Here is a 26,050-nt window from a genome sequence, read left to right as displayed (position 1 = left end):
GGCGCTCATGTCGAACGCGCTCCGAGCAACGCTCCTGAGCCTCTTCGGCAGCCTCGCCGCCGGCTGTGCCTCGCCGGGCCAGCTCGCCGCGACGGCGGCGCCCTCGGCGCCTGCAGATCTCGTGATCACGGCCGGCGTCGTCCGGACGATGGACCCCGGGCACCCGCGCGCCGAGGCGGTCGCCGTGCGCGGCGAGCGGATCGTCTTCGTGGGCAGCGCGGCCGACGCGAAGGCCTTCGTCGGGCCGGGAACGCGCGTCGAGGAGCTGCCGGGGCGCGCGGTCGTGCCCGGCCTCGTCGACGGGCATGCCCATCTTTACGGGCTCGGGGTCGCGCTGGAGACGCTGAGCGTGCGCGGCGCGAAGAGCGCCGAGGCGGCGGCGGCGCTCGTGGCGGAGGCGGCGAAGGCCCGCCCGAAGGCCGAGTGGATCACCGGGCGCGGCTGGGACCAGAACCTCTGGCCGGGCGCCGCGTTCCCCACGCACGCCCCGCTCGACGCGGCGGCGCCGGAGCACCCGGTGGCGTTGCGCCGCGTCGACGGGCACGCGCTCTGGGCGAACGCGGCGGCGATGCGCGCGGCCGGGGTCGGCCGAGGCACGCAGGATCCGCCGGGCGGGCGCGTCCTGCGCGACGCCGCGGGCGAGCCGACGGGCGTCTTCATCGACAACGCGATGGGCCTCGTCGAGGCCAAGGTCCCGGCCGACCCGCCCGCCGTGCGGGAGCGGCGCATCCTGCGCGCGGCCGAGGAGGCGCTCTCGTCCGGGCTCACGGGCGTGCACGAGATGGGCATCGACGACGAGACCGCGGCCGTCTACCGCGCGCTCGCCGCCGCCGGGCGGCTTCCGATCCGCGTCACCGCGTACCTCGCGGGCGATGGGAACCTCGATGGGCTGAAGGCGCGCGCGCCCGACGTGGACCCGACGGGCACGGCGATGTTCGTGCTGCGCGGGGTCAAGCTCTTCGCGGACGGCGCGCTCGGCTCGCGCGGCGCGGCGCTGCTCGAGCCGTACGCGGACGAGCCCTCGACGAGCGGGCTTTTGCTGATGGATCGCGAGGCGCTCGCGCGCGCGGCGCGGCTCGTCGCGGACGCGGGCTTCCAGCTCGCGGTGCACGCGATCGGCGACCGCGCCAACCGCGCCGTGCTCGACGCGTTCGAGGCGCTCGGCCCCGGGCGGGCGGCGGCGCTGCGGTTCCGGGTGGAGCACGCGCAGATCCTCTCGCCCGACGATCTGCCGCGCTTCGCGGCGCTCGGGGTGATCGCCTCGATGCAGCCGACCCACGCGACGAGCGACATGCCGTGGGCGCCCGCGCGGCTCGGCGCCCATCGCCTGAAGGGCGCGTATGCCTGGCGGTCGCTCCTGTCGTCGGGCGCCCGCCTCGTGTTCGGCTCGGATTTCCCGGTGGAGGACGCCTCACCGCTGCTCGGCATCCATGCCGCCGTGACCCGGCAGGATCTCTCGGGCCACCCCCCGGGCGGGTGGATGCCCGAGGAGCGGCTCGACCTCGACGAGGCGCTCCTGGCCTTCACCGAGGCGCCCGCGTACGCGGCCTTCGCCGAGGGCCAGCGGGGCCGGATCGCACCTGGTTACGTGGCCGATCTGACCGTCCTCGGCCGCGATCTCTCGCCCGATCGCTCGCTCGTCGACACGCCGATCGACATGGTGGTCGTGGGCGGCCGCGTGGCGCGCGCGCCGGCGCCGCGGTGAGCGGCGCCCTCGTGCTGCGCGCCGCGCTTCGTCCGGACCGCCATGAGACCTCACGGCCGATGTTTGCAAACGACGAACGATAGGAGGAATGAGCGCATGCTTGCACGCTACCAGCTCGTCCGCGGCCACCGTCGGGAGGACAATCCGCTGCCAGAGGGCAAGCGGTACGACACGCGCAAACACACGCAACACGTGCTGAGGCCCACCCCCGAGATCGTCGAAGAGTTCCTGTCCGACCCCTCGCAAGCCGGCTTCAAGAGGTTTCGCGCCGCCTACCTTGCGGTGCTCGATGAGCGGTTTGCGGAGCAACGGGAGCGCTTCGACGCGCTGGCGGAGGAGGCCCGGCAAGGTGACGTGTTCCTCGGCTGCAACTGCCCCACGGCGCACCAGCCGGACGTTCGGCACTGCCACACGTGGCTGGCGCTGGAGTACTTCGCCCGCAAGTACCCGGACCTGGACGTGAGGCTCGATGCGCGGTGAGCGGCGTTCACCCATGCCCACGGCGAGCGAGGCCGCTCGGACGTCGCGCTTTCCCCGGGTGCGGCGAGGGACCCGCGGCTCAGCGCCGCATCCGTGAGCAGCAGTCGTCCGCCTCGGGAGCGGCAGCCGCGGGCCGCGCGCCGCTCGAGTCGGACAGGTCCTCCTGCTCGTCGGGGTAGCGGATGCGCTCGTCGCCGGCCTTGGCGCCCAGCCCGGTGCTGCGCCCCTTGGGCTCTTCCCATTCCTCCTGGCGCCCGAGCGCGGTCAGATCGAGGAAATAGTACGAGCCGCCCGTCGACTCGGTGCCGCGCCCGTAGGTCGAGTAGGTGTGGTACACGCGCTCGCCGTCGCGCAGGAAGCAGCTCAGCCCGTGCAGGTCGAAGGGCTGCTTGCCCCCCAGATAATAAGCGGAGCCCGCCTGCTCGTGCTCGGCGGGTGTTCGGTAGTTGTACTCCACGGGCGCGACCGACTCGTCCAGCGTGACGTGGTAGTCGTGGTTGAAGCGGCTGCCCTCCGACGAGTACCAGGGCACGGGCCAGCCCATACGCGCCTTGAACGGCGCGATCTTCTCCCAGGGAGCGCGCGAGATGAACGCGAACGTGGTGCCGACGTTGTGCCAGTGCCGCAGGTGGCCCTTCGAGATCTGATCGGCGTAGCCCGAGCAGCTCGGGCAGCCGCGATCCTTGGGTGTGCCGTCATCCTCGAACAGCCACATGAAATGATAGACGATGAGCTGCTGCCGGCCCTCGAACAGATCGAGCAGGCGCAGCTTGCCGTGGGCGCCCGAGAACTCGTACGGCGCGGTCACCTCGACCATCGGCAGGCGCCGGCGATCCGCGTTGAGCCGATCGCGCGCTCTCGTGAGCTCCTTCTCGCGGGCGAGCAGCGCCTTGCGCGCCTCCAGCCACTCGGCGCGCGACACGACGCGGGGCAGTTCGATCCGGGTCATGGGGACATCTCCATTGTCATCGGGAATGGGCCTCGCCCGATGCGGGCGCTGCCGCGGAACGGGTTCGGAAGGTCGACTGCCGAAGCGCGCGGAACTCATCGCTGCATCCGACAGAAAAACGTCGCCGGCCGCCGCCATGTCTATGGCACGAGCATTGCTTAACCACACCGACAGCGGCCCAGGCGGGCGCTTCGGGGGGCGAGCGCGGTAGCGCCGGCCGACCCCGAGGGGGCGGTCACGAGGGCCTTGGTCGGACGGACACCGCGCGGCGTGCCCCCCGCCTGGCGCCGTCCGTCGCAACATTGGCGCCCGACGCCGCTGCCCCAGCGGCGCGGCGAGCCCATCCTTGCGTCGATCCCGGCGAGGCGCCGCGCGCCCCCGGGATCGAGCCCCCGCCGAGGTACGCCATGAGCCAGTTGCCCCGAGGCCCGCGCAGCCGACTTCTTACGACCTACAAGTTCCTCACCCGTCCGTTCGAGTTCCTCACGCATTGCGCCGCCACCTACGGCGATGTCTTCAACGTCCCCGTGGTCAGCGGCGACGTCGTGATCGCCGGAGGCCCCAGGACGGTGCAGGACGTGATGACGGCGCCGCCCGAGACCTTCCTTCCCTTCGCCACCAAGGCGATCGCGCCGCTCGTGGGGGAGCACTCGCTGCTCATGCTCTCGGACGAGCGCCACAGGCGCGAGCGGAAGCTGCTGACGCCGCCGTTCCACGGCGATCGCATGCGCGCCTACGCGGCGGCGATGGCGGACACCGCCGCCCGCAGGCTCACCGAGGCGGCGCGCGCGCCCCGCGCCATCGCCCAGGAGCTCACGCAGGCGATCTCGCTCGACGTCATCATCCGCGCCGTCTTCGGCGTGGAGGAGCCGTCTCGAACGAGCGCGTTCGCTCGGGCCGTCGTCGCCATGACCGACGCGCTGACCCCGGCGCTGACCTTCCTGCCGCCCTTGCAGCGGGAGCTCGGCGGCCTCGGCCCCTACGCGCGCTTCCGCCGGCGCGTCGGCGACCTGGACGCCCTGTTCCGGGCGCAGATCGAGCGGGCGCGTTCGGCGCCGGGCGACGACATCCTGAGCCTCATGGTCTCGGCCCGTTACGACGACGGATCGCGCATGAGTGATCAGGCCATCTTCGACGAGCTCCGGACGCTGCTGTTCGCCGGGCACGAGACCACGGCGCTCGCCCTCGCGTGGGCCCTCGATCACGTGCACCGCCACCCCGGCGTCCTCGCGCGCCTCCGCGACGAGATCGACGCCCTCGGCCCGGAGCCCGACCCCGAGCGCCTGGCTGCCCTGCCCTACCTGGACGCCGTGTGCAAGGAGGCGCTGCGCGTCTATCCGATCGTCACCGAGTCCCCGCGCCTCCTGGCGCAGCCGTTCCGCCTCGGCGAGCACGAGCTCCTGCCGGGAACGGGGGTGGCGCCCTGCATCCTGCTCGTGCACCACCACCCCGAGCTCTACCCCGAGCCGTCCCGGTTCAGGCCAGAGCGCTTCCTGGAGCGAAAGTTCTCCCCGTTCGAGTACCTGCCCTTCGGCGGCGGACACCGCCGCTGCATCGGCGCGGCCTTCGCGATGTTCGAGATGAAGATCGTGCTCGGCGTGGCGCTGTCAGCGTGGGAGTTCCGCCTGCTCGACGAGCGTCCGCCCCGCCCCGTGCGCCGCAATCTGACGCTGAGCCCCTCGGGCGGCGTCCCGCTCGTCGTGCGCGCCCGGGGCCGCAGCCGCCTCCATGCCGTCGCCGCCTGATCCTGGCGCGAGGAGGCGCACGGGAAGCCCCAGCACGGGAGTGCGCCACCGTGGATGCGACGACACGGCGGACATGGAGGAGAGAGAGAAGATCACGACATAAAACCACCGTGCTCTCGGCGCTTCCGCGATCGTCAGGGGTGGATCTGGAATAGAGGGGCTCCCCCGCTTGCCGCATCGCCCCCATGCTGAGACGCCTCCTCCGCTCGACCGCCGCCTCCTCTCCCTGTGCATCTCTCTCTGGACCGGTCGTGCCGATCGGCGCGGCCATGGGCGCCCTTCGGCAGCGCGCCCCAGGCCCATCGCGTCACGGGCGGCCGCTCACCCGGCTCGGATGGGCTGCCGCGCTGCTCCTGGCGGCGCCCTCGTGCGAATCGGTCACCCCCTCGGTATCGCCGCGCCCCTCCGCGGCGGCGCAAGCAAGGCTGGAGCTGCACGCCGGCGATGCCGACGTCTGGGCCTTCAGCGCGCGCGTCCAGGGCGCCCTCGCCGGAGCGGGCACGCTGGAGGACTGCGCGATCCGGGTGGGCGGCGACGTGTTCCCCGCGGCGATCGAGCAGCAGCGGTTCTTCGCGGACGTCCCGCTGCTCGAGGGCGAGAACGAGATCGTCGCGCGCTGCCGGGAGGCGAGCGCGGGCGACCTGGACTCTCCGCCCGTCACCTACCGCGTCCGGCTGGAGGACACGCCGCGCGCCCGCGCCCGCGCCGCGCTGGCCGGCGGCAAGCTCGTCCTCGACGCGACGAGCAGCGAGCCCAGCGAGCGCTCGCGCGCCGAGATCGTCGCCTTCGACTGGTTCCGGCTGCGCGGCGGCGCGGCGCCGGAGCCGCTCGGGCAGGGCGCTCGCCTCGAGCTGCCGGCGCCCGACGCCGGCGATCAGGCGCTGGTCGAGCTCAGGGTGCGCGACGAGCGCGGCCGAGGCGACGCCGCGCGCGTCGCGCCGCCGCTCGAAGCCGCCTCCGGCAGGGCCGCGCCGGCGTGGATCGACGACGCCGTCCTCTACGGCGTCGTGCCGCCGTTCTTCGGCGATCCGCCGCTCCAGAGCGTCCGCGCCGCCCTCCCCGCGATCGAGCGGCTCGGCGTCACGGCGATCTGGCTATCTCCCCTCTTCGCCGCGCCCGAGGGCGACTTCGGGTATGCCGTCACCGATTACTTCACCGTGCGCCCCGACTACGGGACCGAGCAAGATCTCCGCGAGCTCGTGGACGACGCGCACCGGCGCGGCCTGCGCGTGCTGCTCGATCTCGTGCCCAACCACACCTCGGCCGAGCACCCGTATTTCCGGGAAGCCGAGCGGCGCATGCGCCGCGCGCACAGCTTCGCCTTCTACGATCGCGACGACGGCGGGGAGCCGACGCATTACTTCGACTGGGAGCACCTGCCGAACCTGAACTACGACAGCGCCGAGGTGGCGCGCTGGATGCTCGAGGCGTCGCTTCACTGGGTGCGCCGGTTCGACATCGATGGCTATCGCGTCGACGCCGCGTGGGGCATCAAGCAGCGGCGGGGCGAGCTCTGGTCCCCCTGGGCCGCCGAGCTCCGGCGCGTGAGCCCGCGTGTCGCGCTGATCGCCGAGGCCTCGGCGCGCGATCCGTACTACCTGCAGAACGGGTTCGACGCGGCGTATGACTGGACCGAGGAGCTCGGACACTGGGCCTGGAAAGACGTGTTCGGCGCGCCGCGGGGCATCGCGGCCCGGCTCGGCGCGGCGCTCGCCGCCACCGCGGCGCGCGCCGAGCGCCCCGAGCGCACGCTCAGGTTCATCAACAACAACGACACGGGCGCGCGCTTCGTCACCCGCCACGGGCCAGGGCTGACGCGCGTCGCCGCGGCGGCGCTGCTGACCCTGCCGGGGATCCCGTGCGTCTACACGTTCGACGAGCTCGGCGCCGAGTACGAGCCTTACGGCGGCCTCGCCCCGGTCTCACGGCCCCCGCGCGGCCAGCTGGCGCGGCATTACGAGCAGCTGATCCGGCTCAGGCGCAGTGTCGCGGCGCTCCGGTCGCCGGGGCACCACACGGTGCACGCCGGGGGGCCCGACGACGAGGTCTTCGCCTATGTCAGGCACGGCGACGACGCCTCCCGCTTCGCGCTCGTGGTCCTGAATTTCAGCGAGCGATCGGTGAAGAAGCGGCTCACCGTCCCGGAGCCGTTCGCCGCCCACGCGCGAGGCGGCCTGCGCGACGCGCTGAGCGGCGCCGGCGCGCACCTCCGGGCCGGCGCCCTCGCGCTGGACCTCGCGCCCTGGGACGTCCGCGTCCTCGTGCCGCGGTAGGACGAGCCGTGGGCAGCAAGGGATACGACGGCCTCGCCATCGCCCTCGTCACCGCTGATCCGTAGCCGTAGCGGCCAAGCGCTCCTCGCGCCCTCCCGCGCCGGTCCACAAAAAAACAGAGCGCCCATTCGACGGCGGGGGGGGGAAGCCGTCACGGGCGCTCTGACGTGCTCACTTAGCAGGACACGGGCCAGGGCTTCTCCGTAATTATTTCAAGGACTTACCCGTCAGGAAGTCCCTGAAACTTTCGATCCTGAGATGGTCGCTTGCAGACCTGACGGATGCACTCGCGCCGCGGCCTCAGGGCCGTGGGGAGATCCGCGGCGTGCGGTGCGACGGCGATGACCAGCTCTGCCTCGACGGCCAGCGCCTCGTCCCCGTGGGACAGGGGCCGGGAACCATCGAGTACCGGGCGTTCCCAGATACGTTTGTCAAGGCAGTCGGGCACTACCCTCCAGAGGGCGGCGCCGGGGACGATGCCGACGGTAGCGTCGGCGGCTCGTTGGCATCCTGACCGAGCGCGACCTGCTCGACGTGTCAGCGCGTCCCCTTGAGACATCTCTGCGGGAAGAGTAACGGTCGAGCGAGCGCCGCTTCAGGCTCTGTCTGACGAGCTGCTGCGCGGAGCTGGCGCTCGAGGGAGGCGCAGGGCTGCACGAGCAACGCCGACTGCGAGCGCGGCTTCGTGTGCGACGCCAGCGCCGAGCGCGTGCCCGGACCGCCCAGCCCGCGAGCACGAGCAGGCCGTGCGAACCCTAAGCGCGCCGTCCTGCCGCGGCCGCGAGCGAGAGCAGCTGCGAGGCGCGCTCACACCACGGCGCGCGTCTCCTACGGCAATCCTCGGAGCGCCGGTGGCACAGCCGTTCAGGCACGAGCATTGCGTTCGCGGCTCACATGACGGCAATTTACAACTCCTTCATTCTCCTTGCTCTCATCGTCCTTCTCTCGGGGTGCGGTGACGGCAACGCGGAGCGCATCGAGCGGCAACGTGAGACGTGGAACGAAAAGCACCTCGCGAGCTACGTCGTCGAGACGTGCGCGACGGGCTTCTCCGCCGGTTGCCGGCGCGTGGCCCTCGAGGATGGCCAGGTCGTTGCCGCGCGGCAGAAATTCCCCAACGCCGACTCGCCTTGGAGCGACATCGACGATCTGACCTCGGAGGCCAGTGCCCCGGCCGCGCAGAGCGATCCGCGCACCCGCCTCGGCACCGGCGTCACGAAGCCAGTCGGTGCGCGCATCGACTGGCGAGCCTGCTCCGTAGGGTGTTGTACCCCGAGGACGTGTTGGCCTGCCCGTGTGGCGGGCGGCGGAGGCTCGTGGCCGACATCTCCGAGCGCGAGGTCATCGTCGCCAGCCTCAAGCATCTCGGGCTCCCGAGCGAGGCGCCTCCCATCGCGCGTGCGCGGAGCCCGAACTGCGAAGCGGCGTGAGCGCCGCAGGCGAAGCCCCCTTTCGCCCGCAACGCCGACGTGCGCCCGCGGCGCTGCCCGCGCCACAGGTTCGGGGCAAACGCCCTCGGTCGCGCAGCGCCGACCGACCCGAGGCGCCCCGACAACCGGCGACTGGGCGGTAGAAGGCGCATTCGACGTCCTAGCCTCCCGACCCATCATGGCCGCGCTCGACCTGCTCGGCCGCCGCTGGGCGCTGCGCACGCATCCTGTCGGAGCTGCGCGAGGGCCCCCTGCCCTTCCGCGCCCTGCGCGCGCGCTGCGACGACCTGTCGCCGACGTCGTTGAGCGCGCGCCTCGCCGACCTGCGCGCCGCGCGGCTCGTCGAGCCGAGCGACGAGGGCTATCGCCTCGCGCCGATGGGCGCGGCGCTGCTCGAGGCGCTCCGGTCGCTCGCGCGCTGGTCCGAAGAGTGGGCGCTGCTCTTGCGGGGCGCCGCCCTGCCCGGCGAGGGCGCCGACGCCCCCGCCTGCGCGGGGCCGAAGAAGGCCAGAAAGGCGCCCCCGCCCTGAGCGCTCGCGGCGCGCGCCCCGCCGCCGGGGGCGGCCCGCGCGGCGCCCCCCTTACTTGCCGCCCTCGACCGGAAGCCCCTCGGCCCGCATCGCCCCCTGCACCGCGGGGCGCGCGGCCACCCGCCGCTGGTACGCGAGCAAATTGGGCAAGGCCGACAGGTCGAGCTTGACGAAATTCGACCAGTTGGTGACCGTGAAAAGGTAGGCGTCGGCCACGGTGAACTGCTCGCCGAACAGGTAGGGCCCCTTCGCGAGCGCCGCCTCGATCACGCCGTAGCGCTTGCGCAGGTACTCTCCGCGCTCTTGCCGCTGCTCGGGCGAGGTCTTCGGGTTGAAGAGCGGGCTGTAGGTCTTGTGCAGCTCAGAGTTGATGTACCCGAGCATCTCTTGCACGCGGTAGCGAGCCATCGTGCCCGGCGGCGGCACGAGCTTCGCTTCGGGCTTCTGGTCGGCCAGATACTGAACGATGGCCGGCCCCTCGGTCAAGACCTCGCCGCCGTCGAGCTCGAGCGCGGGGATGTATCCCTTCGGGTTGATGGCCGAAAAGTCGCGGCCCGACGACGTCTTCTTGGACGCGAGGTCGACCTTGTCGAGCGTCAGCTCGATGCCGACCTCGCGGGCGACGACGTGCGGAGACAGAGAGCAGGCACCGGGAGAGAAATACAATTTCATAGAAGCATCCCTCGAATCATGTGGTGTTGGTGAGATACCCGAACGACCCCGCCCCGGCGACGCGCCCCCGGGCGTTCGGGGCGGCGAGGGGCGGGCGGGCGCGGGGTCGGCGAAGGCCCCCGCGCGCCCCGGCGAAGCCCGTCGCTTCGGCGAGGGCCGCGGCGCGCCAGCCCCGATCGCTCGGGGCCGGCGCCATCGAGACCAGCAAGCTAGCGCGCGAAGTTACTCTTGGATACTAGCTAGATGCTAGATACCTGAAAAAGGGGTATCTTCGGGGTTACCCATGGCACTGCCGGTACGAAAAAATCGCGTCCCCCCGCCGCCCCTCTGCCCGCTGACGCTGTGCATGGCGCTCTTGCGCGGGGCCTGGGCGCCGAACGTCATCTGGTCGCTCAGCGGGCAGCCGCGCCGGTTCGGCGAGTTGCGCGTCGACATTCCGCAGATCTCGGCGCGGGTGCTGAGCGCGCGCCTGCGCGAGCTCGAGGCCAAGGGCGTGGTCAGCCGCCGCGTCATGCCCACGTCGCCGCCCTCGGTCGAGTACGAACTCACCCCACTCGGCCAAGAGCTGGTGCCCGCGCTCCGTGCCATCGTCGAGGTCGGCAGAAAGCTCAACGTCCGAGAGCCTCACACCTTGCCGGGGCCCGGGGCACGCTCGCGCAGGCGCGCGGCCGCCCCGGCGCGAAGCCACGCCGCCTGAGAGCGGGCCCGGCCCCCTCGCACCCGTTCGGCCGGCGCCCGCGTCAGAACCGAGGGCCGGCCTTCGCCCGGCGTCGCGCGGCCCGACCTCGCGGCCGCGGGCCATGGGGTATAAATGAGCACCAGAGAAGAGACGACTGCGGAGCCGTGCGCAAGCCGAGCTGACGCTTCTATCTTTCCGTAGGTCAGCGTCTCGCGAGAGCGCATTTCCACGCCGCGGAAGCGGCTTGTTAGTGTCGTTGGCTGCCGTCAGCGAAAGATGCAGGATGCCGTCGCTGACCGCAGCGTTTTCGCCGGTAAACTGCGCGAGATTGCCGTCCCAGCTGTGGGTCATCAGCTCCCAGCGAGTGAGATCGATGGTGTCGAACGGATCTTCCCAGGCGAGCTCGAAGCTGCCATCCCCAGCGCCACCTCCAGCGGCGCCACCCGTGCCGCCTGCAGTTGCGCCGCTCGTCCCACCGGAACTTGCGCCGCCCATACCTGCGCCGCCCGTACCACCGGCGCCACCGGTCGTGGATATCTCTGGCGGCATGCCGCCAGTGCCACCGGTCATGGGGCCGGCAGCAGCCCCACTCGTCGCCGTGTTGGGGGGAGCTCCACCAGCGGCGGGGGAGGAGTCCTGATCCGGCGAGTCGTTGGAGCATCCCGAAAAAGCCAGGAGCGCGAGCAAGGCAAGGGCTGATCGACTTTGCATGCCGAGCGAATACTCAGCCGCCGCACGGCGAGCATCAAGGTTTGTGCTTTTTCGCAGCCTGAACGCCGATTCGCGGAGCAGCGGTGCCGGAAACGATGGGTCTGGGTGCGCGAGCTACCCGGGATCTCGGCAATCGTGCTGTGCGCTCAACGGTTCCAACCTGTCGGCGAGTAGTTTCCGGGTGCCTGGGTCGAGGAGCGCGCCGGGCGCCATGCCCAGCAACTCTCTGATCACCTGGTGACAGCGCGAGTAGCTGCCGAACCCGGCTTCGAGCGCCGCATGAGTCAAGTGGCTGCAGCCCTGTTCGAGCAGCTCGAGGAGCTTCAGCGTTTGCAGCCGGTTCTTGTACTCCGTCAAAGACAGGCCCTGGTCGCGGCGAAATTTGCGGCTCACATCGCCGCGGTTGCTGGCCAGGCGTCGCGCCCGGTGTGCGTCGAACGCGGTCTGCGAGCCGCTGTAGAGGATCGCGGAACCCGGGCCGCCAATCATCTCGGGGACGGCCATGATCCCGCCGTCGAGGTAGTCGATGCCATGGGACGCCGACACCTGCGCGAGATGGCGGAGGACGGACTGATTCATCGCGAGGTGTACCGCGTGGTGCCACCCAAGGTCGAGTACTCGCTCACCGAGCACGGCCGCACGCTCAATGAAGCCCTCCGCCCGCCGGGCGCCTGGGGCACCGAGCGGATGAAGCGCCTCGAGGCCGGCCAGCGATGATCTCGCCGGGATCTGGGCAAGAGGGCTCGGAGATCGCCGCCATGTTGATGCTGTCGCGATTTCTGCCTTCGGGAAGCGAGACATCCAGGCTTGACGACGTCCACGGACCGCCGTCACGACTGCCTCGTCGAGAGCTCAGTCAGCGCGTCGGAGCCTCAAGCCGGACGGCCCGCCGTCGAGGCCGCGGCCTCGAGGCTCTGCGCGAGCAGCTGGGCGACGGCGCGCGCATGGGGCTCGGCGAACATCGTCATGTGATCGCCGGGCACCCAGCGGATATCGACGCCGGCGCAGGCGTGCTTGCCCCAGCCCCAGGCCGGGTCGTCCGCCGCGCGCGCGAAGAGGCCAAGGTCCACGAGAGGGTCGAAGCGGCTCGGCTCGGAGGCTCGCAGGAGCACGATGCGATCCACCGTCACGTGGGCTGGATCGTAGCGGCCGTACGCGAGATCGCTCGCCTTCATGACCTCCGCGATGCCGCGCGCGCGATCGGGTCCCGCGTCCGTGGGCAGGACGCCAGCAGCCCCGAGCCGGCGCGCCAAGAGCTCGAGCTGCGCCTCCGGGCTCCTCGCCCGGAGTTCCTCGTCGAGCGAGCGCAGCGCCTCCGAGGACATCGGCTCGAAGAGAGCGAGGATGGCCGTGAGCCAGCGGGCATGGTCCCACCGGAAGCCGATCCAGTCGCTCTCGGCAACGGGCGCCGGGACATCGAGGATCGCGAGCAGGGCGACCTGCTCGCCTTCGCGCTCGAGCTGCCGGGCCATCTCGAAGGCGATGGCGCCGCCGACGGAGTGGCCACCGAGAGCATAGGGGCCATGAGGCCTGAACGCGCGGATCGCGGCGAGGTGATGAGCGGCGAGCGCCTCGATGGTGGCGAGCGGCTGCGACTGCCCGTCAATGCCGGGGTACTGGAGGCCGTAGAAGGGCTGATCCGCGCCGAGGTGCCGCGCGAGCGCGTGGAAGTAGACGACGTTGCCGCCGGAGCCGGCGACGCAGAAGAAGGGCGGGCGCCCGCCGTTCGGCTGGATGGGGACGAGGGGCGTCCAGGGGCGCGCACGCGCGGGCGCGCGCAGGGCGCTCGCGACGCGCTCGACCGTCGAGCCTCCGAACAGGGCGGCGAGCGGGAAGGCCTGCCCGAACTCCTGCTCGATGCGCGCCGTCAGCAGCGTGGCAAGGAGCGAGTGGCCCCCGAGGTCGAAGAAATCGTCGGTCGCACCGACGGGATTGACGCGGAGGACCTCGGACCAGATGCGCGCGAGGCGGAGCTCGACCTCATCGCGAGGAGCGACCCATGCACGGCCGGTCGGGGCCGCGAGCCCCTCGGGCTCCGGGAGCGCGCGCCGATCGGCCTTCCCGCTCGGCGTCAGCGGAAGCGAGCTCAAAGGGACGATCACCGCAGGGACCATGTAATCAGGGACGGTGGCCCTCATGAACTCGCGCAGATCACCGACATCGCAGCCGTCCCGCGGGACGACGTAACCGACCAGCCGCTTGCCGCCGGTCGCGTCGTCTCTGGCGGCGACGGCCGCAGCCTCGACGCCAGGATGGCGGGCCAGGACGGCCTCGACCTCGTCGAGCTCGACACGAAAGCCGCGGATCTTGACCTGCGCGTCCGTGCGGCCGAGAAACGCGATGTTGCCGTCGGGGAGATACCGCGCAAGGTCGCCGGTGCGGTAGAGGCGAGCGTCGGGAGCGGCGGAGAAGCGATCGACGAGGAACCGCTCCGCCGTGAGCTCTGGCCGGTCGAGATAGCCGCGCGCGAGGGCGGCGCCGCCCACGTAGAGCTCGCCGGGGACGCCGATCGGGACGGGGTGCCCCGCAGGGTCGAGGAGGTAGATCCGGGTGTTGTCGATCGGTCGGCCGATCGACGGCAACTCCGGCCATGCGCTGGCCGGGCCAGAGAGCGTGAGCGCGGTCACGACGTGCGTCTCCGAGGGACCATACTGGTTCTGCAGCACGCAATGGGGGAGCTTCTCGAAGAAGCGGCGCACCGCGGGCGTGATCCGGAGCTGCTCGCCCGCGACATAGAGCTCGCGCAGGCTCTCCGGGGTCGGGGCGCCGTGGTCGACGGCCACCGCCATCTGCTGCAAGGCCACGAAGGGGAGGAATATGCGGGCAACGCGGTGATCCGCGATGACCCCGAGCAGCGCGAGCGGATCTCGGCGCGCCGGCTCCGAGATGAGGACCAGGGTGCCGCCCGTCCAGAAGGTGGCGAACAGCTCGAGGAAGGAAGCGTCGAAGCTGATCGGCGCAAACTGCAGGGTGCGGTCGCCCGAACCGAGCGCGGTCTGGCGGAGCTGCCAGGCGAGGAGGTTGACGAGGGGCCCCTGCGGCATCGCGACGCCCTTGGGAGTCCCCGTGGAGCCCGAGGTGTAGAGGACATAGGCAAGCTGATCCGGTGAGGCCTCGTCGTCCAGGTCGTGATCGGGCTCGGCCGAGAGGAGGTCCTGGGCGGCGTCCATGCACAGCGCCTCGGCGCCGTGGTCCGGCAACAGGTGGAGAAGCCCCGCGCGGGTGACGAGCACGCGGACGCCGGCGTCGGCGCACATGAAGCGCAGTCGCTCCGCAGGATAGCTGAGATCGAGCGGGACATAGGCCGCGCCGGCCTTGAGGATCCCGAGCACGCCGACGATCAGCTCCGGCGTCCGGTCCAGGAGCAGGGCGACGCCGGTATCGCGGCGGACCCCGAGCCGGTGCAGGCGACGCGCGAGCTGGTTGGCGCGGCGGTTCAAGGCGTCATAGGTGAGCTCCTCCGCTCCGAAGACGACGGCGGCGGCGTCCGGGGTCCGGCGCACCCGCGCCTCGAAGGGCGCCACGATGGAGCAGGAGGGGCGCTCGATCGCCGTCGCGTTCCAGTCGTCGAGGAGCTGCCGGCGCTCCCCGGGGGTGAGCATGGGCAGCTCGGATATCCGCCTCGCGGGGTCCTCGGCCATCGCGGCGAGCAGCACCTCCAGGTGGCCGGCCATCCGCCGCACGGTCTCTGCCGCGAGCAGATCGCTGCGGTACTCGATCCGACCGAGGATCCCCTCCGCGCGCTCGTCGATCTCGATCATGAGGTCGAACTTCGCGGTGCCTGTGTGGACGCCGAGGCGGTCGAGCGTCCACCCGAGCGGGCCTGCCGCGAGCGGCGGCTGGGAGATGAACGCCACCTGGAAGAGGGGATTCCGGCCGGCGTGGCGCCGAGGATGGAGCGCCGCGACGAGGGCCTCGAACGGGAGCGCTTGATGCTGGAGGGCCTCGAGGCTGAGGCCGCGGACCCGCCGCAGGAGCTCGCCGATCGTGGGATCGCCGGAGAGGTCGGCGCGGAGGACGAGGGTGTTGTCGCAATAGCCCATCACGCGCTCGAGCTCCGGCCGGCCGCGCTGCGCGATGACCGTGCCGAGCGCGAGATCGCGCTGGCCGGTGTAGCGATGGAGGAGAACGTAGATGGCGGCGGTCACGGTCATGAAGAGCGTGACCCCCTCCCTGCGACCGAGGCGCCTCAGGGCCTCGGTGAGGTCGCTCGAGAGCGCCATGCACGCGCGCTCTCCGCTGCAGCGCGGGGCGCTCGGGCGGGGCCGGTCGAGCGGGAGCTCGAGCTCGGGCAAGCCGCGGAGCCGCTCGATCCACCACGGGAGCTCGACCTTCGCGGCCCGCTCGGCCTCGGCCCGCTGGTAGGCGACGAAGTCCGCGTACTGGGCCGGGAGCTGCGGCCACGGCGGCGCCGTCGCGCCGCGGGAGAGGGCGTCATAGGCCACCTCGAGCTCCGCGAGCAGGACGCGGTACAGGGAGATGCCATCGACGATGAGATGGTGAAGGACGAGGTGGAGCTCCTGTTCGTCGTCGGCGAGGCGCACGAAGGTCGCTCTGAGGAGGGGAGGTGCCCCGAGGTCAAAGGAGAGCCGGGCTTGCTCTTCGGCGAGGCGCTGCGCCGCAGGCGCACGGTCCGCCGGAGGGACCGCCCGCAGGTCGACGACGCGCAAAGAAAAGGAAGGGGTGCGAACGAGCCGCACCGGCCGACCCTCCCTCTCGACGAACGCCGTGCGCAGGATCTCGTGACGGCGGATGAGCTCGACCAAGCACCGCTCGAGGACGCCTTCATCGACGGGGCCGCGCATGCGGATCGCGCAAGGCTCGTTGTAGAGCGGCTCTCCGGCGTGGAGGCGGTGCAGGAACCAGATCTGCTCCTGGCCGGGGGAGAGCGGGAGCTCGTGCTGCGGCGCCGCGAGAGCGGTGGCGTCGTCCGCCGGGCGCGCCGCGAGCTGGCTGCCGGCGTCTTCCTCCCGGAGGGCGTGCTTTGCGTCGACGTGCTCGGCGAGCTCGGCGATGCTCGGCGCGCTGAAGAGCGCATCCACCGAGAGCTCGACGCCGAGCGCGCTCCTGATCCGCGCGGCGGCCTGGATCGCGAGCAGCGAGTTGCCGCCGAGATCGAGGAAGTTGTCGTGAACGCCGACCTCCGCGCCGAGGATCTCCTTCCAGATGGCGGCCAGGGCGCGCTCGGTGGCGGTGCGCGGGAGATCCGCCGGATCGATGCCAGTGTCCCCTGCGGGCGCGAGCTCCGCGGGCAGCGACGCCCGCGAGAGCAACGCCTGGCGATCGAGCTTGCGGCTCACCGTGCGAGGGAGGCAGTCCATCGCGTGGAAGGCCGAAGGGATCATGTAGGCGGGCAGCCGCGACGCGAGGAAGCCGCGCAGCTCCTGCGGAAGGTTCGACGAGGGCGTCCGGGGTACGACGAAGGCGACGAGGCGGCGCGAGCCGTCGGCGTGCTCCGGGGCGACCACCGCGGCGTCGCCCACGAGCGGGTTCTCGGCCAGGATGGCCTCGATCTCCTCCGGCTCGACGCGGAAGCCGCGGATCTTGACCTGATGGTCGGCGCGTCCGACGAACTCGAGGTGTCCATCGGCGCGCCAGCGCACGAGGTCTCCTGTCCGGTAGAGGCGAGCGTGCGCTGCTGGATCGAAGGGGCTCGTGATGAAGCGCTCCGCCGTGAGCTCTGGCCGGCCGTGATAGCCGCGCGCGAGGCCGGCCCCGCCGAGGTAGAGCTCCCCTGCGACCCCTCCGGGAACGGGCTCGCCCGCCGGACCGAGCACGTGCGCCTCGACGTGCGGCATCGGGCGCCCGATCGGGACCTCGGCGCCGAGCTCGTCGACGGCGGAGAGGTCGCAGGTGATCGCGACGACCGTAGCCTCGGTGGGCCCGTAGGTGTTCACGAGGCGCGGGGACGGCCCGCAATGCGCCTTCCACGCGAGGACCCGCGCGAGCGACGCGCGCTCGCCGCCGATGATCACGAGGCGGACGCAGGGCGGCAGCTTCAGGCCGGACGCGGTGAGCTCGGCCGTGAGCTGGTGCCAGTAGCCGGTCGGCAGATCGAGGACGGTCAACCCGAGCTCCGCGCAAGCCGCGACGAGCGCGGGCGCCGAGCCGATCATCGCCTCGCTGCGCAGCACGAGCGTGCCGCCGGAGGTCAGGCTGGTGTAGATCTCCTCGACGGCAGCGTCGAAGCTGATCGCGGCGAACTGGAGGACGCGATCGCCCGGGCCGATGCCGTACTCGACGCATGCCGAGCGCGTGAAGCGCGACAGCGCGGCATGCTCCACGACGACGCCCTTCGGTTGGCCGGTGGATCCCGACGTGTAGATGACGTACGCGGCCTGGCCGAGGCCCGCGGCGGCGGCCGGCGCGGCGGTGGGACGAGCCTCGATGGCGGTGCGGTCGGCGTCGAGGCACACGACGTGCGCCGCTTGCGACGCCAGCCGGCAGGCGAGCGCTTCCGACGTGAGGACCGTCACCACGCTCGCGTCCTTGAGGATGTAGGCGCGACGAGGCTCCGGCTCGGCGGGGTCGATGGGGACGTACGCACCTCCCGCCTTCAGCACAGCCAGCATCGCGACGATCTGCTCGATCGAGCGCTCCAGGCAGATGCCGACGAGCGCCTCGCGGCCGACGCCGAGCGCGGCCAGGTGGTGCGCGAGCTGGTTGCTGCGGGCGTCGAGCTCGGCGTAGGTGATGGAACGGGCGCCGGAGACGACCGCGATCGCGCCCGGAGCTCTCTCCGCCGCTCGCGCGAACAGGTCGTGGACGCAGGCCGCGTCGTCGGAGGCGCCACGGGGGTGGGCAGCGCCGTTCTCGCCGGTGCGCGCCGGGCGCGCGCCGCCTGGCCAGAGATCCCCTGCGGGCGCGGCGAGCGTGGTCCGTGGCGCCTCCGCGCGACGCGCGCGCGAAGGCGGCGTCCAGTAGGCAAGATCCTCCTCGAACCTGCGGCGCAGGTAGGGATCGAGCGCGTCGCTGGTGCCCGGCAGCCCCTGCTCGACGTCGCCGACCGCGGCGGCGTAGCGGGAGATGCGGAGCGCGAGCGCGTCGCGGCTCACGAGGGCGGCCTCCTCCCGGGCTCCATCGCACGCCGCCGCGAGCGCCGCGTCGAAGCGTCCCCCGAGCCACGCGGCGGCCGGGCGCAGGGCCGACGCATCTCCGCGGCTGCTCTCGACCGCGGCGAGGAGGAGCGCGTCGGTCGTGGCATCCCCGAGGAGCGCGCTGCCCCAGTAGAGGGCGGTCGACCGGTCGTCGAAGGGCGTCGCGGCATTCCCCGCGCGGGCCCGCACCCGTGCGGCTGCTTCCTCGAGGCGGCGGGCGATCGCTGGCGACGCGCACGTCTCGGCGAGGAAGCGGTACAGGCTCCGGTCCGCGTGCAGCGCGCCCGAGCCGAGCACCATGTTCAAGGCCTCGGTCGGGCCCTCGAAGATGCGCCATGGGCGCGCGTCGCGGTACATCTGCGGCACGAGGTTGCTCTCCTCGTAGCCGCGCGCCCCGAGGAACTGGACGAGCTGATCGACGGCCCAGCCTAGGGACTCGGCGCCGGCGTTCTTGCAGGCCATGTACGCCTCGGCGGGGACGCTCCGGCCCGCGTCGCGCAGCTCGGCGATCCGCGTGGCCAGCGCCTCCACCGACGTGATCCGGGCTGCGAGCTCGCTCATGCGGGCGAGCGTCACGGGGTTGTCGAGGAGGTTGCCTGTCAGGATCTGCCGCCGCTCCGCGTAGCGGAGCATGAGCTGCGCGCAGCGCTTCATCCCGCCGACCGCCATCCCGCCCAAATAGAAGCGGATGAGCATCATCGTGTCCCGGGCTCCCTCCATTCCGCCGCCCGGCGCGCCGAGCATGTCGGCCGTGGTCACGCGGACGCCGTCGAGCACCACCGTGTTCTTGGTGAACCCGCGCAGCCCCAGGGTGAGCGCCTCTGGCCCAATATGGAGCCCGTCCGCGCCCTGGCGGACGATGAAGCCCGTCAGCCCACGAGAGCGGCCGCGCTCGTCGAAGAGCTGGGCATAGACGTGGATGACGCTGGCGGCGGAGCCGGCGCCGACCCAGAGCTTGCTGCCGTGGAGGCGCCACGCGCCCCTACCTTCCGGGACCGCCCTGGTCTCGATGGCGCGGAGGTTGGAGCCCGCCCTGGGCTCGGTCATCGCCACCGCGGCGAAGACTCGGCCGCACGCGACGAGCGGGAGGAACTCGCCGCGCACGGCCTCGGTCGCGTGGTGGCCGATGGTGTGCGCGCCGAGGATGCTGTCCAGAACGACGATCGCGAGCGTGAGATCGATCGCCGAGAGCTGCTCGAGGACGCGGAGGGCGTCGCCGCAGCGGAGGCCGAGCCCGCCATAGCACTCGGGCACCTGCATGCCGAGCAAGCCGCGGTTGCCGAAGTCTAGGATCACGTGCGGCGGGATGCAGCGCCGCTCGTCGATAAGGCGGGAGTTGATCCGCCGCTCGGCGTAATCGCGCACCCACCGGATCAGCTCATCCGCGCGCCGCCGGCTGGTCTCCGGAGAGGCAGCCCAGGGCTCGGGCTGTACGATGTTCGAGTGCTGCTCGACGTGATGGAAGGTGTCGGTGTGCATGTGCAAACTCCCTGCGAAGGCGCGGCGCCTCGTGCGCCGGTCGGAAATGTCTCCTGGTCAGCCGATCCGCTCGTGGGGGAAGTGATCACTCCGTGAGGATGCTCTCGGGGCCGGCGATGACCGGGGTGTAGTCACGGCTCGCGAGGAACTCCGGCCGCGGCGTCGCGACCGGGTGAGCTCGATTGAGAACGCTGTTGTACGTGACCAGGATGAGGCACCGGTCGATCGGCGTGATGTTGTTGCTCGACCCATGTACGAGGTTCGGGTGGAACAGAAGCACGGAGCCGGCGGATCCCACCGCGGTCCGTACGGGGTAGCGAGCCGCGAGGTAGCGCACCTGCTCGCGGCTCAGCACGTACTTGAGGTCCGCGGTCAGGTTGTGGATCCACGCCGGTTCGCCCGCGTAGGCCCCGCCTTGGCTCGCGGACGGGCGCACCTCGATGACGCCCTCGCGGTGCGAGCCGGAGAGGAACATGAGCGGGCCGTTCGCCTCCGTGTTGTCGTCGACCATGACAGCGACGTTGACCAGCCGGGGCTCGGGCAAGCCGTCCTCTTCACGCCAGAAGATGAAGTCCTGGTGCCAGGGCCAGAGCTCGCCGGCGAACGCCGCCTTGAGGTTGATCTTGAACTGATAGACGAACACCTCATCCGCCAGGATCTGGCGGCACGGCTCGACGAGACGAGGGTGGCGGATCAGCCTGGCGAAGCTCTCGAACGTCTTGTGCTGGCCGTGAACACCGCGCACGGTCTGCCCGTCCCGCTCGAGGACGCGGCGCGGCGATTCCTCGGCGAGCGCGACGCGGGCATCGGCCCGGATGCGCCCGAGCTCGGCGTCGGACAGCACATTCGGGATGATCACGAACCCGTCTCGATTGTAGGCGTCCAGCTGAGTCTTCGTGAGCTTCATGAGGATCTCCTCCAGTGGTCATGGCCGTCATCAAAGCGACGGCGAGCCGCAGATACAGCGTCGTGGAACAATGCGACGCAGCGGTGAGCGCTTGTGCGGTCATCCCCTGGCGCACGGCGATGCTGCTGTACCCGGTAGACAATGCACTTTGCAGGCCAATCGCGTATTCGCGCTCACAGAGCGCCGGCCGTGTCCGGCGCCCGTCGGTGGTCCCGGAGGTGGAGGGCACGGCGGAGCGCGGAAGGCGCCGGGCGCGGAGCGCAGGTCCGCGGAAAGGCTCCGCTTTAGGGCGCCGCGCCCATGGGGCGCCGTCTCCGTGACACGTCACGGGATCTATCGCGCTGCCGCCGTGACATGTCACGAGGCCTGTCACGCTGCCGCCGTGACATGTCACGAGGCCTGTCACGCTGCAGCCGTGACATGTCATGGGGCCTGTCACGCTGCCGCCGTGACATGTCATGGGCGCCGAGCCTGGGCCGGCGTCCATCTCGAGGCGCACCCTGGGAACCAGGCTTGTCGCGCCGACGCTCGCGATCATCGCGTGATGGGGCCCTCACGAGAGGCCGGCCCCTGGCCGCTCGGCCGTGAGCGCCGCGGCACCACCACCAAGCGACCTCCGCATTGCTCGAAGGGGATGTTGCCTCGCAGGAGGTTGCGACCGCGGGTATCCGATCGAGACCGGGATCTACGCCGCTGGCGAGCTCCTCGACGGCCCGTTCTTCGCCGAGCCGCGCTGCCGGGGCCTCAAGGCCCGGCTGAGCATGTTCAGCGACAGTACCTACTTGTTTGTTTGATACACACCTTTGGTAAGGATCGAGCGGGCGCAGTCATGACGCAAAGGAGTTCGATGGCAACGACAGCGAGACGTGGTCCGTACATCTGCGGCATCGACGCCGCGATGGACGTGGTGTCAGGCAAGTGGAAATCGCTGATCCTGTGGGAGCTGAACAATCACGGCACCCGCCGCTTCGGCGAGCTGAAGAGTGGCCTGCCGGGCGTCAGCGAGAAGATGCTCATCCAGCACCTGCGCGAGATGGCGGAGGACGGACTGATTCATCGCGAGGTGTACCGCGTGGTGCCACCCAAGGTCGAGTACTCGCTCACCGAGCACGGCCGCACGCTCAATGAAGCCCTCCGCCCGCTGGGCGCCTGGGGCACCGAGCGGATGAAGCGCCTCGAGGCCGGCCAGCGATGGTCTCGCCGGGATCTGGGCAAGAGGGCTCGAAGATCGCCGCCGACTTCCCGGCAGCTACCTCGGTGATCATCGAGGTCCTCGCGCCGGGCGTCGCGATCAGCGCGGCGGGATGGTTCATCTTTCGGCGCTATCGGCCCGAGGCCGGTCAGCGATAAGCTTGCCTCGACGCGCCGACCGGAAGCGCTCCGGCGCGAGATCGGTGACGCCCTCGCCGAGGTGCGCGGACCACGATCTGTGCCAGGCGTTCACGTATGTTCCTCCGGGCGTGCAAGGCGCACAGGCCCGCTGCTGGCTGAAGTCCATCGCCAATCCCCCCACGGCCTTCACGGGGATGGTGTCTGGTCGCATCCTCCGGGAATATCCGTGAACGCGTGGTGATCACCCGTGCGTGGCATGGTCATCAACCCCGGCGAAATGAGGGCGAGGCAGGACATCCATCGTATGGTCAATGGATAGCAAGAATAGAACGACGTGCCTCTCTCGTGTTTTTATGCGCCTTTGGGCCCTGGCGCCTTAGGCGTTGAATTCTCCGCTCTACCGCTGCGCGTGGACGCACCTACGCACCGCCTGCGCGACGACGGTCCGTGAACAGGCGACGCGTCCCACGGATGCCCTCGACGCATCGCTCAGAAGTGCGATGCGGTAGGGCGCCCCGCGGATGCCCGCAAGTCGTTCCGTGCTTGCTCGGCCCGGGCGCCCAAAGTCCTGTGGGGGGAGCCAGAAAAAAGAGCGCCCATTCGACGGCGGGGGGGAAGCCGTCACGGGCGCTCTGCCGTGGTTATCTAGCAGGACACGGGCCAGGGCCCATCCGTACTTGTTTCAAGGACTTGCCCGTAAGGGAGCCCCTGAAGTTTTCGATCCTGAGATGGTCGCTTGCAGACCTGGCGGATGCGCTCGCGCCGCGACCCCAGGGTCGTGCGGCGGCGGTCCAGCGCGATCACCGCTCGTCGTCGTCGCCCGGATCTACGTCTTCCGACGCCTCGGCCTCCGTCTGGCCCTCGTCTGCCGCGCCCTCGCCTTCCACGCCGGCCTCGCCTTCCTCCCCTTCCCCCTCGCGAGCAGCGGGCCGGGCGGCTGGCGGGGGATGCGCAGGACGGGGAGCGTGCCAGGGCTCGCCGAGAGGGGTCGGCTTTCCGGGCGAGGTCACGGTTCAGCGCTTGAGCCCGGTCCGAGCGAGCCCCTCCACGAAGTACCGCTGCGCGAACAGGAAGAGCACCACGAGCGGCAACATCGCGAGGGATGCGCCCGCCATGAGCACGGCCGGCTCGCCGCCGTAGGCGTTCTGGGTGCCGGCGATCATCTGCTGGATGTTCATCTTCTGCGGAGAGGTGATGTAGACGAGCGGCCCGAAGTAGTCGTTCCAGGCGGCCTTGAGCCCGAGGACCGCGAGCGTGGCGACGGCCGGCCCGGCGAGGGGGAAGACCACCCGCGTGAACGTCTGGAAAGGGTTCGCGCCATCCAGCGTCGCGGCCTCGATGAGCTCGTCCGGAATGCTCGCGAAGTACTGCCGCATCAGGAAGATCGCGACCGCGCTGCCCGTCGCGCCCGGCACGATGAGCGGATAGTAGGTGTCGATCCAGCCGATCCGGGCGAAGCCCACGAACTGCGGGATCAACGTGACCACGCCCGGCAGCATCATCGTCGACAGGAGCGCGGCGAAGATCGCGTCACGCCCAGGAAAGCGGAGCTTCGCAAAGGCGTAGCCGGCGAACGAGGCGGTGAGGAGACCGCCGAGGGTGGAGGGGACGGCGATGAGGAGCGTGTTCCAGGTGCCGCGGAGGATGTCGATCTCGGCGAAGGCTTGCCGGTAGTTGGCGAGCGTCGGGCGGGCCGGGATCCAGCGGATCGGGACCGCGTAGATCTCGTCCGCCGGCTTCACGCTGGTGCTGATCATGAACGCGAAGGGCGCGAGCACGAAGACGGCCACCAGCGCGAGGACGGCATAGGAGAGGAGCCGGAGCGCGCGGCGCTCTCGGGACCTCCGGCCGCTACTCATCGTGCACCCAGCGCCGGGCGAGTCGGAACTGGAGCACGGTCACGATCATCACGAGCGCGCCGAGCACCCAGGCCATCGCCGACGCATAACCCATCTGGAAGTACTGAAAGCCGGTGAGGTAGAGATAGAGCATGAACGTCGCCGAGCGGAACTCCGGGCCGCCGCGCGTCATCACGTAGACCTGATCGAAGCTCTGCAGCCCGCCGATGACGCTGGTGACGGCGATGAAGAACGTCATCGGGCTGATGGCCGGCAGGGTCACGTGCCGGAAGCGCTGCCAGGCGTTCGCCCCGTCGAGCTCCGCGGCCTCGAGGAGCGATCGCGGCACGCCCTGGAGCGCGGCCAGGAAGAGGACCATGTTGTAGCCGAGCCCGCTCCAGATCCCCATCACGACGAGCGCGGGCTTGACCAGGCGCGGGCTCGAGAGCCACGCGGGCGGGTCGGCGACGCCGAGGGCGCGGAGGTACGTGTTGATGAGCCCGTAATCGGCGTTGTAGATCCACTTCCAGAGCAGCGCCGCGGCCACGATCGAGCACACGGAGGGGATGAAATAGACGGTGCGGAAGAACCCCTCCAGCCTGAGCTTCTGGTTCAACAGGAGCGCGAGCAAGAGGGAGATGGTGATGCCGATCGGGATGCCGAGGAGGTAAAAGGCCGTGTTGGCGAGCGTCCGCCAGACGAAGAAATCCCGGGCGAAGAGGCGAGCGTAGTTATCGAGGCCGACCCAGCGCGGCGGCGTGAGCACCTCGAAGCGGGTGAAGCTCAGATAGAGCGACGCCAGCATCGGGCCGAGCGCGAATACGACGAAGCCGAGCACGGGGACCGCCACGAACGCACAACCCCATCGCGCCTCGGCGCGGGCGCGCGGTATCTGCTTCTTCAACGCGCTGCCTCCGGTCCGGGGTTGTTCTCCCGCATGGTTTGCTCGACGACCGGCGCGAGGGCCGGGAGCAGCTCGCGCGCGCGCCGTTCGCCGCGCCAGACCTGGGGGATGAAGCTCGAGAAGACCTCGTGCCAGAAGGCGTTGGGCAGCTCGGTCTCGGGGCTCGGACGGCTCGTCTCGGCGGCGCGCAGGAAGACCTCGGCGTGGGCCGGCCGCTGCCCGGGCTGGAGGAAGGCGGCGGTCGCGGCGACCGATCGCTGATTGGGCACCTGGAGCCCGGATCGGGCCAGCTCGCGTTGTCCCTCGGGGCCGGCCAGGTACTCGATCAACGTGAACGCCTCGGCGATGCGCCGGCTCGCGGCGCTGACGGCGAGCCCCACGGAGCCCGACCAGCTCACCGAGGTCATGCCCGGCTTCGGGACCGGCACGGGCGCGACATCCCAGTCGAAGCGCATCCGGCGATAACGCGGGACCATCCAGCGACCATCGATGTGCATGGCGACGAGCCCGGCCTCGAAGAGCTCGCTCTGCCCGGCGCCGCCGCTGCGGGCGAGGTTGGGCGCCACGTGATGGCGGAGGGCCAGATCCGCGCACCACTGCACCGCGTCCATCGACACGTCGGCGTCCATGAGCCACCGGCGCGGCGGCGCGTCCACGATCTCGCCGCCCGCGGACCACACCGCGGCTTCATAGGGATATCCGCTGATCCCCCAGTGCTGGACATACCCTTCGCGGTACGTGAGCGCGCGAAAGGCAGCGATGGCCTGGTCCCAGGTCATCGGCACCTCGGGATCCGGCGCGGGGACGCCGCGGCGGCGCAGCGCGTCCTTGTTGTAGTAGAGCACCGTGGGGCCGATGTCCTTCGGCAGCGCGTAGAGGCTGCCCTCGTGGAGGACGCGGCCATTCCAGCGGTAGCGGTCCAGGGCGGTCGGCCAGATGTCGGCGAGGTCGAGGGTCCGACTCTCCTGCACGAGACCGTCGATGTCGCGCAAGACGCCCTGACTGACCATCTCGCCGAACGCGCCGTCGGGCACGTAGAAGACATCGGGCGCGCGCTTCGCCACGATCATCAGCCGGAGCTTGTTGAGGTAGTCGTAGCCGACGCCGGGCACCTGCGTGTACTCGACGTGGATCTCGGGGTGGATCCGCTCGAAGGCGGCGAGCGCCGACCGCATGATGGCCCGCTCCTCCGGCATCCCCCAGCCGACGAAGGTGATGGTGGTGCGCGCGACGTGCGAGGGGGGATCGGCCTTCGAGGCGCATCCGGCGGGCGAGATGGACGCGCACCAGACCACGAGCCAGAGCGCGCGACGGGCCAC

The 26,050-nt window shown here is 71.0% G+C and carries 17 protein-coding genes; 9 read left to right on the top strand and 8 right to left on the bottom strand.

Annotated elements, in window-relative coordinates:
- Window positions 1-7: 7 nt before the first annotated feature.
- Together WMF39_RS17005 and WMF39_RS17000 are read left to right on the top strand one after the other, a co-directional pair.
- Complete coding sequence (locus WMF39_RS17005) at window positions 8-1,705, top strand: amidohydrolase (RefSeq protein ID WP_437746539.1); 1,698 nt, start codon at window positions 8-10, stop codon at window positions 1,703-1,705.
- Window positions 1,706-1,801: 96 nt separating this feature from the next.
- The gene (locus WMF39_RS17000) at window positions 1,802-2,185 is read left to right on the top strand and encodes a hypothetical protein (protein ID WP_437746538.1); all 384 of its coding nucleotides are present in this window, start codon (window positions 1,802-1,804) and stop codon (window positions 2,183-2,185) included.
- Window positions 2,186-2,264: 79 nt separating this feature from the next.
- Here the strand turns inward: WMF39_RS17000 and WMF39_RS16995 are convergent, their stop codons facing one another.
- Window positions 2,265-3,134 (bottom strand): DUF899 domain-containing protein, encoded by an 870-nt coding sequence (locus WMF39_RS16995; protein ID WP_437746537.1) that lies wholly within the window; start codon window positions 3,132-3,134, stop codon window positions 2,265-2,267.
- A 407-nt stretch (window positions 3,135-3,541) separates the two neighbouring features.
- On the opposite strand from WMF39_RS16995, the gene WMF39_RS16990 reads away from it, so the two are divergent.
- The 3 genes from WMF39_RS16990 to WMF39_RS16980 all read left to right on the top strand — a co-directional run bounded on the left by WMF39_RS16990 (window position 3,542) and on the right by WMF39_RS16980 (window position 9,112).
- Window positions 3,542-4,879 carry a cytochrome P450 gene (locus WMF39_RS16990; protein WP_437746536.1) on the top strand — a complete coding sequence of 446 codons (1,338 nt, stop codon included), beginning with the start codon at window positions 3,542-3,544 and terminating at the stop codon, window positions 4,877-4,879.
- A 269-nt stretch (window positions 4,880-5,148) separates the two neighbouring features.
- Window positions 5,149-7,152 carry an alpha-amylase family glycosyl hydrolase gene (locus tag WMF39_RS16985; RefSeq protein WP_437746535.1) on the top strand — a complete coding sequence of 668 codons (2,004 nt, stop codon included), beginning with the start codon at window positions 5,149-5,151 and terminating at the stop codon, window positions 7,150-7,152.
- A 1,654-nt stretch (window positions 7,153-8,806) separates the two neighbouring features.
- On the top strand, window positions 8,807-9,112 hold the full coding sequence (locus WMF39_RS16980) for a winged helix-turn-helix transcriptional regulator (protein ID WP_437747991.1): 306 nt from the start codon (window positions 8,807-8,809) through the stop codon (window positions 9,110-9,112).
- Between the two features lie 51 nt (window positions 9,113-9,163).
- Here WMF39_RS16980 and gstA read toward each other — a convergent pair whose 3' ends face one another.
- Window positions 9,164-9,784: a glutathione transferase GstA gene (gene gstA / locus WMF39_RS16975; RefSeq protein WP_437746534.1), complete on the bottom strand. Its 621-nt coding sequence runs from the start codon at window positions 9,782-9,784 to the stop codon at window positions 9,164-9,166.
- Window positions 9,785-10,067: 283 nt separating this feature from the next.
- Between gstA and WMF39_RS16970 the strand changes: the two genes are divergently transcribed.
- Window positions 10,068-10,481 carry a winged helix-turn-helix transcriptional regulator gene (locus WMF39_RS16970; RefSeq protein ID WP_437746533.1) on the top strand — a complete coding sequence of 138 codons (414 nt, stop codon included), beginning with the start codon at window positions 10,068-10,070 and terminating at the stop codon, window positions 10,479-10,481.
- Between the two features lie 807 nt (window positions 10,482-11,288).
- Here the strand turns inward: WMF39_RS16970 and WMF39_RS16965 are convergent.
- A complete protein-coding gene (locus WMF39_RS16965; protein ID WP_437746532.1) occupies window positions 11,289-11,753 on the bottom strand; it encodes a helix-turn-helix domain-containing protein in 465 nt (154 codons plus the stop codon).
- On the opposite strand from WMF39_RS16965, the gene WMF39_RS16960 reads away from it, so the two are divergent.
- Window positions 11,706-11,891 carry a winged helix-turn-helix transcriptional regulator gene (locus WMF39_RS16960; RefSeq protein WP_437746531.1) on the top strand — a complete coding sequence of 62 codons (186 nt, stop codon included), beginning with the start codon at window positions 11,706-11,708 and terminating at the stop codon, window positions 11,889-11,891. The two genes, WMF39_RS16965 and WMF39_RS16960, sit on opposite strands and share 48 nt — an antisense overlap.
- A 155-nt stretch (window positions 11,892-12,046) precedes the next feature.
- On the opposite strand, the gene WMF39_RS16955 is transcribed toward WMF39_RS16960, so the two are convergent.
- Together WMF39_RS16955 and WMF39_RS16950 are read right to left on the bottom strand one after the other, a co-directional pair.
- Entirely contained in the window at window positions 12,047-19,750 is a 7,704-nt protein-coding gene (locus tag WMF39_RS16955; RefSeq protein ID WP_437746530.1) for an amino acid adenylation domain-containing protein, read from the bottom strand.
- A gap of 85 nt (window positions 19,751-19,835) precedes the next feature.
- A complete protein-coding gene (locus WMF39_RS16950) occupies window positions 19,836-20,657 on the bottom strand; it encodes a phytanoyl-CoA dioxygenase family protein (protein ID WP_437746529.1) in 822 nt (273 codons plus the stop codon).
- Window positions 20,658-21,504: 847 nt separating this feature from the next.
- Here WMF39_RS16950 and WMF39_RS16945 point away from each other — a divergent pair.
- Both WMF39_RS16945 and WMF39_RS16940 read left to right on the top strand, forming a co-directional pair.
- Window positions 21,505-21,918: a winged helix-turn-helix transcriptional regulator gene (locus WMF39_RS16945; protein WP_437746528.1), complete on the top strand. Its 414-nt coding sequence runs from the start codon at window positions 21,505-21,507 to the stop codon at window positions 21,916-21,918.
- A 43-nt stretch (window positions 21,919-21,961) separates the two neighbouring features.
- Window positions 21,962-22,219, top strand: a complete 258-nt coding sequence (locus WMF39_RS16940) for a PAN domain-containing protein (protein ID WP_437746527.1) — start codon at window positions 21,962-21,964, stop codon at window positions 22,217-22,219.
- 783 nt (window positions 22,220-23,002) lie between these two features.
- Here WMF39_RS16940 and WMF39_RS16935 read toward each other — a convergent pair.
- The 3 genes from WMF39_RS16935 to WMF39_RS16925 are packed head-to-tail and all read right to left on the bottom strand — an operon-like array spanning window position 23,003 to window position 26,050.
- Window positions 23,003-23,848 (bottom strand): carbohydrate ABC transporter permease, encoded by an 846-nt coding sequence (locus WMF39_RS16935; RefSeq protein ID WP_437746526.1) that lies wholly within the window; start codon window positions 23,846-23,848, stop codon window positions 23,003-23,005.
- Window positions 23,841-24,731: a carbohydrate ABC transporter permease gene (locus tag WMF39_RS16930; RefSeq protein WP_437746525.1), complete on the bottom strand. Its 891-nt coding sequence runs from the start codon at window positions 24,729-24,731 to the stop codon at window positions 23,841-23,843. Before WMF39_RS16930 ends, WMF39_RS16935 begins: the two co-directional genes overlap by 8 nt.
- Window positions 24,728-26,050 (bottom strand): ABC transporter substrate-binding protein, encoded by a 1,323-nt coding sequence (locus tag WMF39_RS16925; RefSeq protein ID WP_437746524.1) that lies wholly within the window; start codon window positions 26,048-26,050, stop codon window positions 24,728-24,730. Before WMF39_RS16925 ends, WMF39_RS16930 begins: the two co-directional genes overlap by 4 nt.

The sequence above is a fragment of the Sorangium sp. So ce1504 genome, assembly GCF_051521635.1.
GTDB classification, from domain to species: domain Bacteria; phylum Myxococcota_A; class Polyangia; order Polyangiales; family Polyangiaceae; genus Sorangium; species Sorangium cellulosum_B.
The sequence above is the reverse complement of the archived record's forward strand: the minus strand, read 5'-3'. Positions and strand labels throughout refer to the sequence as shown.

What these genes read in the sequence shown, in the direction of transcription:
- WMF39_RS17005 (WP_437746539.1), top strand. Translation starts at nt 8, where the DNA reads ATGTCGAACGCGCTCCGAGCAACGCTCCTGAGCCTCTTCGGCAGCCTC.
- WMF39_RS17000 (WP_437746538.1), top strand. Translation starts at nt 1,802, where the DNA reads ATGCTTGCACGCTACCAGCTCGTCCGCGGCCACCGTCGGGAGGACAAT.
- WMF39_RS16995 (WP_437746537.1), bottom strand. Translation starts at nt 3,134, where the DNA reads ATGACCCGGATCGAACTGCCCCGCGTCGTGTCGCGCGCCGAGTGGCTG.
- WMF39_RS16990 (WP_437746536.1), top strand. Translation starts at nt 3,542, where the DNA reads ATGAGCCAGTTGCCCCGAGGCCCGCGCAGCCGACTTCTTACGACCTAC.
- WMF39_RS16985 (WP_437746535.1), top strand. Translation starts at nt 5,149, where the DNA reads ATGGGCGCCCTTCGGCAGCGCGCCCCAGGCCCATCGCGTCACGGGCGG.
- gstA (WP_437746534.1), bottom strand. Translation starts at nt 9,784, where the DNA reads ATGAAATTGTATTTCTCTCCCGGTGCCTGCTCTCTGTCTCCGCACGTC.
- WMF39_RS16970 (WP_437746533.1), top strand. Translation starts at nt 10,068, where the DNA reads ATGGCACTGCCGGTACGAAAAAATCGCGTCCCCCCGCCGCCCCTCTGC.
- WMF39_RS16960 (WP_437746531.1), top strand. Translation starts at nt 11,706, where the DNA reads ATGGGACGCCGACACCTGCGCGAGATGGCGGAGGACGGACTGATTCAT.
- WMF39_RS16965 (WP_437746532.1), bottom strand. Translation starts at nt 11,753, where the DNA reads ATGAATCAGTCCGTCCTCCGCCATCTCGCGCAGGTGTCGGCGTCCCAT.
- WMF39_RS16955 (WP_437746530.1), bottom strand. Translation starts at nt 19,750, where the DNA reads ATGCACACCGACACCTTCCATCACGTCGAGCAGCACTCGAACATCGTA.
- WMF39_RS16950 (WP_437746529.1), bottom strand. Translation starts at nt 20,657, where the DNA reads ATGAAGCTCACGAAGACTCAGCTGGACGCCTACAATCGAGACGGGTTC.
- WMF39_RS16945 (WP_437746528.1), top strand. Translation starts at nt 21,505, where the DNA reads ATGGCAACGACAGCGAGACGTGGTCCGTACATCTGCGGCATCGACGCC.
- WMF39_RS16940 (WP_437746527.1), top strand. Translation starts at nt 21,962, where the DNA reads ATGGTTCATCTTTCGGCGCTATCGGCCCGAGGCCGGTCAGCGATAAGC.
- WMF39_RS16935 (WP_437746526.1), bottom strand. Translation starts at nt 23,848, where the DNA reads ATGAGTAGCGGCCGGAGGTCCCGAGAGCGCCGCGCGCTCCGGCTCCTC.